Origin of the sequence: Paenibacillus contaminans, assembly GCF_003285015.1 — a bacterium.
GTDB classification, from domain to species: domain Bacteria; phylum Bacillota; class Bacilli; order Paenibacillales; family NBRC-103111; genus Paenibacillus_V; species Paenibacillus_V contaminans.
Genome location: NZ_QMFB01000022.1, coordinates 98,285 through 110,274 on the forward strand (window position 1 = coordinate 98,285; position 11,990 = coordinate 110,274).

Here is an 11,990-nt window from a genome sequence, read left to right on the forward strand (position 1 = left end):
CCGAAAGGGATTGCCTTGCCGCTTCAGACATCTTGTTTTGCATTTCTATTATTGGATGGGTTCGGTAGGAAGAAACGCAAAGCCAAAACTCGCTGCAAGGTTATTCCCTTTCTCCATTTCATTTTCCTTTATATAGCGCTATATTACCCCTAGCGCGTCTTTTCTAAACCGCCGCAGTTGCAGGCGGCGATCACCGCCCTGACTGACGCGCTACTCGCGCTTCTTCATCGCCTCGACAAGCAAATCGCGCTGCTTGCTCGGATCGCCGTTGAGCCTGTACAGCGCTTTCGGGCTGCAGCCGCCTGCGGTAATGAAGTTTTCGACGTGCTGATACTGCTGCTTGACGCCTTCGCTGCCGTCGAACTCCGGAAGCTCCGAAATCATGCTCATGATGACGTCCGCATCCTTCACCCGCTTCGCATGTTTCTTGTCCGACGATTTCTCCGCATCGAACACCGCCTTCGTGATGCCCCATGCCCCCGCCTTGGCCGCCCTGTCGCGTCCGGCCTGCTTCACGGTGCGGGCAATGCTCATCGAGACGCCCGCTCCGGCGGCTATGGCTTTCAGCGGCAGGCCGACCTTCGCGCCGACACCGGAAAGCGTCGCGATCTCGCCGGCGATGTTGACCATGTTCAAGCCGACTTGTATGCCTGCGCGAACGAGCTTCTTGTTGTTGATCTCCTTCATCGTTCTAGCCAGCTCGTATTCCCTGATGTCGTTAAGCTCCTGCTGCTCGTCGTCCGTTATGGAAGCCGACCCTTTCAGCGCATCACGGCGCACGCCCAGCTTATCCATATGAACGCCTTTATTGCCGGTCCAAAGCGTTCTGCCGCGCACCTGAAGCTTGCTTTCTTCTTTAATATAGCTGCTGTTCGCATACTTTTTCTTAAAATCGCGTTTGATTTGCGTCATCCGGTAGTTGTTGATCGTCGACTTGATCATTTCATATACCTTCAACGTAATCTCGATCCCGCTGATCGCAATGCCGATAGCCGGAATGGCCGTCCCCAATGCCCCCGTTCCGAGCTTGAGAATGTCAAGAATCGATTTGACCGTCTTCACGACCGACTGCGCGGACTGCAAAGCGTGCCCGACAGCCGAGAGTGTGCCCCGAACAACCTCGTCCGCCGTAATGCCTTCCGTGCTGAACCCTTCCTTGAACATATCGTAAATATCTTTAACCGTGAAGAACGCTTCCTTGATCGCGCCGATCGCATCGCCGACCGAGCCCGACCAATCGGATACCGCCTCCGAAGCGCCGATGCCGTCTTCTTTGCCGGACACCTTGGCGCCGCCGTCAATCATCCCGGCTATGCCGTCAAACATACCATGTGCGCTTTCCACGCCTTCAGCGCTTGCTCCGCCGATGGCTTCCGCTTTCTCGCCCGTCGTCATCGTCGTGCTCCGGTAAGCGGAAACCCCTTTCTTCATGGCCATCAAACCGCCCAAGCCGCCCCCGAGAAACCCGGTAACCGAGCCTGCTACGCCGACTTTATCGCTGTCCGACCCCAGCTTGTCGTTATTCTCTTTTTTGCCCAGCTCTTCGAGCTCGTCCGACGTATCTCCAAGCGTATCGGTAACGTATCCGACCCCTTCGCCCGTCTGCTCGGCCGCGCCGTCAAGACCTTCATCCTCGAGGTCAGAGGCTTGTCCCCCGACAGAGCCGGTGCTCGTTTTATTCGCATGCAGCTTCCCGCGCATGTTGGCGAGCGTCGCCGTCTCCTTGACCTTCTCCTTGCGGACGAAGCCGGTAATGCCTTCATGCTCGATCATTTCCCACTTGCCGGTTTCGTCCTGTATTTCCTTGTCATCGAATTTCGTCCGGTAGCCGATTTTCTTGCCGACCGTCTTATTTTCATCGACCTTGTAAAGCTTCGTGTTCCCCGTCGGATCCGCCGGATCGTTATCTTCCGTATATCCCCGCATATGAGCTCCCATAAAGGAAGACATGAGCGCTTCCTTCATCTGTACGGCCGCTCCGCTGCCCGCGCCAGGCTGAGCTTTGCCAGCTCCGGAACGGTCCGTCAGCTGCCGCGCGTAACGCTGCGTAGCTTGGTTCCCGTACGTTTGCTGCAGCGCCAGCAGCGCGCCAGGCGCCAGACCGTTCCGCCTGCCGTCGCCCGTTTGCTCTTGTGCGCCCATCGAAGCTTGCGCCGGGGACATTGCATGCATGGATCCAGTGCTCCGGTTCCGTCTTCCGGGAGCTTTCATCTCAGCCATCCTTCAGGCTCCTTTCTTGAAGGAAGCTCCGCCCCCTCCGCCAGCATCGTCATTTCCACAACGTTCCTATTAGTTCTAGTGTACTGGATTAATCAGGGAGTGTGAAGCTTTTTGTCGCAGCTTGTCGGATAATCACTTGCGCTTTGCAGACCCCGCAGCCGGCGCTGCGCCAAGCTTCTCCCGCTCCGCTTTGGTCAAGCTGCGAACGACAAGCCCGTACGATTGATCGATCATATCGAGCAGCTCTTGCTCAGGCACCGAGCCGTCTACGGTCACCGTATTCCAGTGCCTTTTGTTCAAATGATAGCCCGGCTTCACCGCTTCGTATTGCGCGCGCAGCAAATCGGCCTCGAATGGGTCGCATTTGAGCGATATCGAGGCTGCGCCGTCTTCGGAGATGAGCGCGAACATTTTACCGCCCACCTTCATAACGGAGGGCTCCGGTCCAAACGGAAAATCCTCGACCGCCCCCGTTCTCGTCAAACAATATCGGATCAGCTCCTGCTTATTCATCCACCGTTCCTCCTCTTATCAATACGATATGCTAACAGTCGCTTGCGCCGGGCCTCCATCCTGTCAGTTGGCTCCACTCGCTTGCTCTTCTCATGATCGTCCAGATAACGGGTCCCTTCTCCTCCACATACTTCTCACGCTCGTCCTTGTACAGGCCGGCCAGCCTGTATTTTTCTGCGGTATATACGGCGCGGTCGCTGGGGTTTTCCCTTAAATAGTCGCGGAACAAAAGGGCGAATTGCTCGGACCAGCTGCCGCTTTCCCTTACGTGGATATGCGTGCGCCTGCCTCCAGGCGATTCACGGAAATACCGTTTCGTTCGATCGGGATTGGCGGCCCTATGCACAAACCCTGCGTTTTCGAGCGGCGTCCGATATTCGCTTACCGGTTCCAGCCGCTTTACGGACACTTGGATGTCGATGACCGGCTTGGCGTCAAGCCCGATGACCGAGGTCGAGCCGATATGGTCGATACGGACGGCCAGCCCGCCCAAAGCTTGCCGCAGCACGCCGCCTACCCTGGCGAATTCGCGCGGCCAGTCTTCCTCGTAAGGAACGATAACGATCGGTTCCGCCATTCGGGACGCTCCTTTCCGCTGCTTTTATATGCTGAATATATTCTATCTTATCAGGATTCGGGGCATAACTCTATTTGTTCCGGATCGCGGCAGCATCACGTTTATGTATTCAAAATGCCGAAACATGTTATCGCCGAAACGCGTCTAATAGTTGATTGATCAAACTGAGGATATTACAAAACCGCACGACTCTATAACCGATCTGAAGCTCCGGCCTCTTCTCCAAAAAAGAAAGGTGGTTTTTATGGCGAAACTGATCTATTCGATAATGGTGCTCGTTTTTTTGGCTGCATGCGGGCAGCCTCAGAGTCAGGCTCAGCAGCAACCGGCACAGCCGTCCGCAGCGGACGGAATCGCGATGGCTTCGCATTCGGACAGCAGCGAGAATCCGTCAACCGGGAATGCTGCCTTGCAAGCGGACGAACTAAACGACATCAACAAAAAACTCTCCGCCGGCATGGAAGAGCTGGAACGGAAGCATCCGGTTAAATTTCTGGGAGTAGGCAGCGGGGGCGATCATATTCTGGTCATGATCCGGAGAGCCGGCGATTTCGAGAAACCGCTGACCGAGGCTGAAATCGGCGCCTTCAAGCAATCGCTGTATGCCATTGCCGACAAGGAGTTTCCATTGAAGCTCGATGTCGGCGCTTGCTGTGATCGCGAAGCCGGTATAGCGGGGAAAATCAAAAAGATAGAGGACGGGCGGGTTTTAGTCCTAGACGACCATAAAAAGAACGGGAACACCGATGATCCGTATGCGGCTTGGATCAAGCTGACCGATGACGGAAAAATCGTCCGCTCGGACGGCAGCGGGGATGTGCCTTTTGAAGCTTTGGCCGAAGGCATTAAAGTAAAGGCCTGGTTTACCGGGATCATGCTGGAGTCCTACCCGGGGCAAACCTCAGCTCTTAAAATCGAGCTTCAATGACCTGCCGCCGGTTTCCGGCTTGGGGAGTCGTTTGAGCGCAACACGGGAAAACGCCTAAACCTGCAGCGGTATAGTCATACTTAGGGAATAGCGGTATTCAACTCCTATACTATAGATTTAAGAGATTTCGCCTACTAATCCGAACATTCATGGCTTAAGATGGAACCTTTATACCGCTGATGACTTGTGTCCTGGAAAACTAGTACGGTAAAAGCTGCTGCTACTAAGGCAAGTCTCACTATTTCTCACCGAAAACCCGTGTTCTAGGGGCATAATGAGGCAAAGGCAACTATTCGTGAGGCTAGCCTTACTATGTCTCACCGAAAACCCGTGTTCTAGGGGCATAATGAGGCAAAGGCAACTCTTCGTGAGGCTAGCCTTACTATTTCTCACCGAAAACCCGTGTTCTAGGGACATAATGAGGCAAAGGCAACTATTCGTGAGGCTAGCCTTACTATTTCTCACCGAAAACCCGTGTTCGGACGAGTTAGTGAGGCAAACGAAATTGATAGTTGCGTTTGCCTCACTAACGCGCCAGAACGAGCATTTTACCGGTGAAATAGTGCGGATAGCCTCATTAACAATAAGGTTTTCTCCATTACGCGTACGGTCCATTCATAATATTAATGATATCCGTGTTTGCTTTCGTAACCGGTCTTCATCAATCCCTAGTTTTAGACTTGATCACGCATTAGTCCGTGCTGAGGTAGAGCAATACGGAATTGTCAAACGCGAGGTATTCCCAACCGTACCTGTCAGCGTGGAATACTCCCTTACCGAAAGCGGCAGGGAGTTCGGGAGCATCCTCTTGCAGATGAAGCATTGGGGAGACAAATGGATGACGGAGCCTTTGCGGCATGCCGGCGATTCCCATTCCCGATGACGGTTTCGTTAGAACAGCAGCAAAAAGAAGCTTCCAGCTCCACTTTGACAGTGGATCTGAAAGCTTCTTTTCATTTTTGGCGCCGGTCGATCCCCATCACTTCCGAGACAAGCGCTTCGATCAGCGGCGCACTTTTACCGTTCTCGTCTCGCTCGACGTCATGCCGGCCTCGTTGACCAGCTCGCATCGGTACTCGTACGTGCCCGCCTGTCTGCCTTGAATCGCCGTCATGGCGGATTGCGCTTGCGGTGACCGGTCGGACAGCGTTTGCGTGTCGATGAGAACGCCGTTCTCGTACAAACGGTACGTCGTCCCGTTCGTTCCCCACCACATATTCATGCTGACGCTGAAATTTCCGTCCCCGTCCCAATTATCGTCCGAAAGCACCGGCTTGCCCGGCGCCGCATCCTTCACACGCACGGTCAGAACGTCGCTTCGCGTCGTCCCGAACGCATTCGTAAGCTCCGCCACATAACGGTACGTGCCGTTTGACTTATACGTAACGGACGTTACAGTCGATTGGGCGTCCGGCGAACGGTCGGCCAGCGTTTGCGTATCGATCAGGACGTCGTTTTCGTACAGCTTGTAGATCGTGCCGTTATTGCCCCACCACAGGTTCATCTTCACCTGGTAGCTGCCGTCCAAGAGGCCCGTATCATGGCCGTTATCGTCCGACAGCACGGGCTTGCCCGGCGCTCCTCCCGCGCTCGATCCGATATTGTTCACGACGGCCGTCGCCGTGCCGCGATTACCCGCTTCATCGACGAACTCGAAAGTAAAGCTTCCGTTCGCCAGGAACGTAAAGCTGTTCGCTCCTCCGTTGTTCGTAATCGTGACAGGCTCGCTAGGCGTAATCGTCGCGATGACGGGTTGATTCGTCGGAGCAGTCGTACTGTAAGCCACTGCAGCAGTAGGCACTGTCATATCGATATGAAAGGCAATCGTCTTCTCTAATTCCACATGACCCGCTTGATCGGTTGAACGGTACAGCAAGCGGTGCTCGCCGTCCTGAGCGACGATAATCGGGTTCGCATACGGCTGCCATGTGCTGCCGTTATCCAGGCTGAATTCGGTTGCTGCGACGCCCGACCAGGCATCCGAAGCCGACAGCGTTACCGTTACGGGCTGAACGTACTTGTTCCGCAGTCCGTCAGGCTGTGCCGGCGAAACGGACGCTGTCGTAACAGGAGGCGTCATATCGATATCCAGCCTCGACAGGTTGGCGGCCTCTTCATTGCCGGCGTTATCCGTCGACCGGTATTCGATGCTGTACCTGCCGTCCTGGTCGAACGACAATGGTGCGGAGTAGGGCTGCCAAGACGTCCCGCCGTCCAAACTATAAACGGTGGCTGCAACGCCCGATTTGTCATCCGCAGCAATCAAGCTTGCTTTCACGCCGGTGACATACCAGTCGTTCCGTTTTGTCCCTTCCAGCTGGACGACGGTTGTCGGAGGCGTATCGTCGGTGACGATCCACTGCATGGCGCGAAACTTGGAAGTCTGCTTGCCGTCGCCAATTCCTCCTCCCCACTCGATATATCCTTTCCGACCGTTGCCGTCATTGTCGTTGACGAGCATGGAGAAGCTGATGACCCCGTTCTTCTCCGCTTTGATCGGCGTTAACTCCGACCAGGGGAGCGCCAATTCATAAATCGTGTACTTCTGGTTTTCGTCCCTCGATATTTGCAGATTGCCATTCGTCACCGCTCCTTTCGCAACCCCCGGAGGCGTAATCCAGCGATATATTTGCGGCCCCTCCGGCGTTTGTGAAATACCGTACTCGTACCAGTACTGGCTTTCTCCCGGAAGACCGCTTGAAACGGCAAACTGCACGCTGTCGTTCTTCCAAATATCCGCTTCCGCAAACGGCGACGACAGCGTATCGTCCTTGATCCTTGCGGTAAGATACATATGGCTGGAATCGTAGTTCAGCCAAACGCTGCCGCTTAAATCTCCGGCTCCCTGATAGCCGGTCATTTTTACCGTCCCCTTGGACAGGTCGATCGTGGACGGAGCGGCGGAAGTTTCCGGATCCAGCGATCCGTCTACGATGACCGACCCTTGTATGATTGGATTGAATTCGGCCGTTCCTTCATACGTAAACGGATCGAACCCGTCGAAATAAACCGTTACCTTGATCACGCTGCTTGCGCCGAGGCCGAAGCCGGTAAGCGGTATGTCTACAGAGGCGGACGAGTCTGCCGAAATCGTAGCGTTCAGCTCCTTCGTGCCCGATTGCGTCCCGAACCGCCACTCCACTTTCTGCACCTGCAAAGCATTCGATTGAGACTCGTTTTTGATCCCGACCAAAAGCGACTTGCTCATCGTTCCGAGATCGGTAATAACGGGACGAACCTTCACTTCATAAGGCTGCAGTGCCGAAGCCGAGCTTCGGATCAGTCCGATTGTGTCGCTCCCTTTCTTCAGTACACCCGTTACAGAACGGGTTCCAGGCTCGTTAGCGTTCGGCACGCCGATCTTTTGAACGGTCTTTTGCCCGCTCCCGGTCGTGATCGGATAAGTCCCGCCTTCCACGTTCAGGCTAAAATCGAAGGCGGCGGACGTCGTATTGTCGGTTACCAACTCGAAAGCCATCGAGTCGCCGACCCGAGCGGGCTCTCCGCGCAAGGCAAACGTCGAATCTTTCACGATTTCGGCAATTTCCCCTTCTACGAAATACGGTTCATCGCTTAACGTCACGAACACATTGCCGTTAAACGGCGTGTAGGTATGCGAATTCCCCATCATATCCGTTATTTGAATCGGATTTGCTGTACGAATAGCAACCGGGATCGTCGAACCGGCGGACCACAAAGTTCTTACCTCTGCGCCATCCCTGTCAAAAACGTAGCTTCGGATGTCGCTATCCGTGGACTCCCGGCTTACGAAGCGCGCACCGGCAAGCGCTCTCGTCATGGTTGCGAAAGATACATATGCCGGCTTAGGCGTGTAGGCGCCCAGTTTATCGTTCGGATGACGAATAATGCCGAAATTATCTTCGTTATAATCGATTTTAACGCCGTCGTTCATAAAATCGTACCACATGACTTGCTCGATACCGCTGGCGATCGAAACGACATAACCGCGAATCAGGTAGTTTGCCTGCGTCCTTTCATCTACGCCGCGATTGTCAAACTCCGTCGGCCAACCGAACTCGGATATCCAGAGCGGTTTCAATTGCCCGTTATTGTATTTGCGAATCAAGTCCTGCACGCTTTTGATATTGGCTTCGAGCAACTCCGGTGCTCCGGGATATACATAAGGATGAATGGAAATACCATCCAAATACTGCATGCCCCCGAGCTGAAATACTTTTTCCATCCAGACCAGATCGATCCCCATTACCATGCCTATGACCGGCAAGTCGGGATGGGCGGCCTTGACCGTTTCATACGTTTTTTTCAGCAGCGGAAAATAATATTCCGGTTTCGAGTCCGCCGGTCCGGTTCCTCTGTCCCCGAAGCCTCCGTCGAATTCATTGTAAACTTCGACGGCATCGAGTTGACCGTCGTAATAATCCGCATACGCTTTCACATAATTGGCGAATCCTTCACGGCCTTCGTCCGTGTAAGGCGTGCTGTTGTTATCGTACAAAGGGTTGTTGAATCCGGTCATGAGCGTGAAATCGAAATGCTTGTCATTCAGCATCGTCATGTATCTGTCAGGCAAAGGCGTGAAGGAGTATACGCCCTTTTGCTTTTCAATGCCGTTCCACTCGATGCCGTCTCTGACCATTTGGATACCGGCAGCTTTCATCATATTGATGACATCGGCTGTAGATGCCGCCGGGATGCGGTGCGTATGGGCGGCTATCCCAAACGGAGAAGGTTCATTTCCCGCTTCGGCCAGGGGAGAAAGCACAGCGAATGGCGTTTTTATTAAAATCGGATCGCTGCCGGCCAACTCCGCCTTGATGTGCAGCGTGAAATAACCGAAATCGGAAAATGGAACCGATAAAAAAGCTTCATTTTGAACCGAAGGCACCACGCCCTCCGATACAAAGGCTCCCTCGTAATCATAGACGGCCCATGTTACGGCAGGCCTCGCGGTACTTACCTTAAATTGAATCGGCTCGCCATCCATAAAAATGTTGCCCGGACGAACCTGAACCAATTTCGTAGCCGGCGTCTCCGCGGTCGCGTACGGTCCGTCATTGCTCCATTTATTCAGAGCATTTCCGGCCTCGACCTTAAACGTAACCTTCTGGCCGACCTGCAGCCCCGTCACCGCGTAGGAGGTTACCGATGCGTCGACTGTCGCGAGGACAGTTCCGTTTCGATACAAGGTATAACCGGTTACACCCGCAGTGTCTTCCGCCGATGACCAGTCCAGCTGCAGCCCCGTTTCGGTAATATTCGAAACATTTAGGGTGCCGCCGTTCGGCCAAACTGGAGAGCCGGCGTTCACCCTGTCGGCGGAAAGCTCCAGATAAGGACGGTTAACCGCATTTTCCCTGCTGTTGACCGACACGGCATGGCCTTGGGCGGCCTGTTCTACGAGCGCAAAGCCGGCCGTTCCGTCAAGCGCCGCTTGCCGTTTTACAAAGGCGGTCACGTCATATTCATGCCAGCCGGCGGTTTTGCCCACATTGACGCTGCCGATATAATGATCGATGTCGGGCTTGCTGTTCCAGTTTACCGCGTTTTCCTGCCACGAATCGTTCTCCATACCGTACGCCTGCATGCCGATCGTCGAATTCTCATTGTCGAAGGCGTATACCTTTAGCTTGGCTGAGCCGATCTCGCCCGAGAACGACTGCAAATCGTATTTCATGTAAGCCTGCCGATTTAAGTTGATGTCCGCATCGTACTTTTTGACAGCGAGCGTAACCGAAGAACCGTAATTATTGTTGGCGCCTGACCCGCCGTTGACATAAGTATCCGCGACAGGCGGTAATACCGTCCGGTTTGGACCCGGCATCGTCATAGTAACGTATGGCCCGTCGTTGCTCCATTGATTCGAAGCGTTCCCGGCCTCCACCTTGAACGTATATTTCTTGTCGGCCTGCAGGCCCGTCACCGTGTAGGAAGTCGCCGTTCCGGCCACCGTACCGACAACGCTGCCGTTCTGATAAACGGTATAGCCGGTCACGCCCGCCGGATCTGTCACCGCAGTCCAATTCAACTGCAGGCTCGTTGCGCTTGCACTCGATATGCGCACATTGCTTCCACCGGACCAGTTGGGGGCGTTTCCATTCATTCGTTCAGGGGACAGCTCCAGATAGGGGGGATTCGCCGTGTTTTCCCTGCTGTTGATCGACACGGCATGACCTTTGGCCGCTTGCTCGACAAGCGCGAAGCTGGCTTTCCGGTCAAGCGCCATTTGGCTTTTGACGAAGGCGGTCACGTCAATTTCATACCAGCCCGCTGTCTTGCCCACGTTGATATTGGCGATATAGTGCTCGAAGCCGGGTTTGGTATTCCACGTCGCCGTATTTTCCTTCCATGTGTCGTCCTCCATGCCATACACCTGTACGCCAATCGTCGAATTTTCGGAATCGACGGCGTACACTTTCAATTTGGCCGAGCCGATCTCCCCGGCAAACGAGCTCAAATCGTACTTCATATACGCCTGCCGGTTCAAGTTGCCGTCGACGTCGTAATTTTTGACAAGGAGCTGACTCGAGGATCCGTAATTATTATTCGCAGCGCCCCCCGCATTCACGTAGGTATCTTCGATCGGATTCAATTGCACGGCAGCCGGACTAAGAGACTGAGTCGCCGCGGAGTCCGCGGCGAAAACCTGCGTGTTATCGTTCCATCGAGGGACAAAGGGCAAAACAAGACTATGGAGCAGTACTGCCGTCAAGGATAATCCCAAGATGCGAATGCCTGTTTTCGATCGCATGTTTCTGAACATTCCTCTCACCCCAAACGTTTTATTTAATGAACTCAACTTCTTTCGCAGCAGCATACATCCGCCCTTTGAAGGAGCAACTCGCCGGGACTTTCTCGACGAGTTGCCCTGAATTCCGAACAAGGCCCTTCGAAAACTTTTCGCAAGAGCTTTCATGCTCTTTCGGCTTGCACCGAATGATTAACATGCAGACGGGAGGCGACTTGCCGATCAGCCCGCCCGAAGGTGCAAATTATCGACCGTCACTTTACTTTCACAATCTTCGTTTCACTCGATGTGATTCCCGCTTCGTTAACAAGCTCGCACCGGTACACATACGTGCCCGCCTGTCTGCCTTGGATCGCCGTCACGGCGGATTGCGCTTGCGGCGTACGGTCGGACAACGTTTGCGTATCGATGAGAACGCCGTTCTCGTACAAACGGTACGTCGTCCCGTTCGTTCCCCACCACATATTCATGCTGACGCTGAAATTTCCGTCCCCGTCCCAGTTATCGTCCGACAGTACGGGCTTGCCCGGCGCCGCATCCTTCACGCGTACGGTCAGTACGTCGCTTCGCGTCGTCCCGAACGCGTTCGTAAGCTCCGCAACATAACGGTACGTGCCGTTCGTTTTATGCGTAATGGACGTTACGGCCGATTGGGCGTTCGGCGAACGGTCGGCAAGCAGCTGCGTGTCGATCAGGACGTCGTTCTCGTAGAGCTTGTAGATCGCACCGTTATTCCCCCACCACAGGTTCATCTTCACCTGGTAGCTGCCATCCATGAGCCCCGTATCGTGGCCGTTATCGTCCGATAGCGCAGGCTTGCCCGGCGCCCCGCCCGCGCTTGAAACGATATTGTTCACGACAGCCGTCGCCGAACCCGAATTGCCCGCTTCATCGGCGAATTCGAAAGTAAAGCTTCCGTTCGCGAGGAACATAAAGGCATTCGCTCCCCCGTTGTTCGTAATCGTCACCGGCTCGCTAGGCGTAATCGTCGCGACGACGGCTTGATTCGTTTGCGCGGTTATGCT

Annotated in this window: 5 protein-coding genes and 3 pseudogenes; 2 read left to right on the forward strand and 6 right to left on the reverse strand. The window is 54.4% G+C overall.

Annotated elements, in window-relative coordinates; all coding sequences use genetic code 11:
* Positions 1 to 210 precede the first annotated feature (210 nt).
* The 3 genes from DQG23_RS29340 to DQG23_RS29350 form a co-directional block, all read right to left on the reverse strand.
* The gene (locus tag DQG23_RS29340) at positions 211 to 2,220 is read right to left on the reverse strand and encodes a hypothetical protein (RefSeq protein WP_113034608.1); all 2,010 of its coding nucleotides are present in this window, start codon (positions 2,218 to 2,220) and stop codon (positions 211 to 213) included.
* Between the two features lie 132 nt (positions 2,221 to 2,352).
* On the reverse strand, positions 2,353 to 2,733 hold the full coding sequence (locus DQG23_RS29345) for an MmcQ/YjbR family DNA-binding protein (RefSeq protein WP_113034609.1): 381 nt from the start codon (positions 2,731 to 2,733) through the stop codon (positions 2,353 to 2,355).
* A 31-nt stretch (positions 2,734 to 2,764) separates the two neighbouring features.
* Positions 2,765 to 3,310, reverse strand: a complete 546-nt coding sequence (locus tag DQG23_RS29350; RefSeq protein ID WP_113034610.1) for a GrpB family protein — start codon at positions 3,308 to 3,310, stop codon at positions 2,765 to 2,767.
* Between the two features lie 244 nt (positions 3,311 to 3,554).
* Here DQG23_RS29350 and DQG23_RS29355 point away from each other — a divergent pair, with 244 nt between their 5' ends.
* Complete coding sequence (locus tag DQG23_RS29355) at positions 3,555 to 4,238, forward strand: DUF3221 domain-containing protein (protein WP_113034611.1); 684 nt, start codon at positions 3,555 to 3,557, stop codon at positions 4,236 to 4,238.
* A gap of 418 nt (positions 4,239 to 4,656) precedes the next feature.
* Positions 4,657 to 5,121, forward strand: a complete 465-nt coding sequence (locus tag DQG23_RS43490) for a winged helix-turn-helix transcriptional regulator (protein WP_113034638.1) — start codon at positions 4,657 to 4,659, stop codon at positions 5,119 to 5,121.
* 120 nt (positions 5,122 to 5,241) lie between these two features.
* Here DQG23_RS43490 and DQG23_RS43965 read toward each other — a convergent pair.
* The 3 pseudogenes from DQG23_RS43965 to DQG23_RS43845 form a co-directional block, all read right to left on the reverse strand.
* Positions 5,242 to 5,805 (reverse strand): annotated as a pseudogene (locus DQG23_RS43965) (chitinase N-terminal domain-containing protein); the annotation flags it as partial.
* A 255-nt stretch (positions 5,806 to 6,060) separates the two neighbouring features.
* A pseudogene (locus tag DQG23_RS29365) lies at positions 6,061 to 11,133 on the reverse strand (CBM96 family carbohydrate-binding protein); the annotation flags it as partial.
* An 86-nt stretch (positions 11,134 to 11,219) separates the two neighbouring features.
* Positions 11,220 to 11,798: pseudogene (locus DQG23_RS43845) on the reverse strand (chitinase N-terminal domain-containing protein); the annotation flags it as partial.
* Between the last annotated feature and the right edge of the window lie 192 nt (positions 11,799 to 11,990).

Excerpts from the sequence above, each read along its gene's own strand:
- DQG23_RS29355 (WP_113034611.1), top strand. The coding sequence starts at position 3,555 with ATGGCGAAACTGATCTATTCGATAATGGTGCTCGTTTTTTTGGCTGCA.
- DQG23_RS29350 (WP_113034610.1), bottom strand. The coding sequence starts at position 3,310 with ATGGCGGAACCGATCGTTATCGTTCCTTACGAGGAAGACTGGCCGCGC.
- DQG23_RS43490 (WP_113034638.1), top strand. The coding sequence starts at position 4,657 with ATGAGGCAAAGGCAACTATTCGTGAGGCTAGCCTTACTATTTCTCACC.
- DQG23_RS29345 (WP_113034609.1), bottom strand. The coding sequence starts at position 2,733 with ATGAATAAGCAGGAGCTGATCCGATATTGTTTGACGAGAACGGGGGCG.
- DQG23_RS29340 (WP_113034608.1), bottom strand. The coding sequence starts at position 2,220 with ATGGCTGAGATGAAAGCTCCCGGAAGACGGAACCGGAGCACTGGATCC.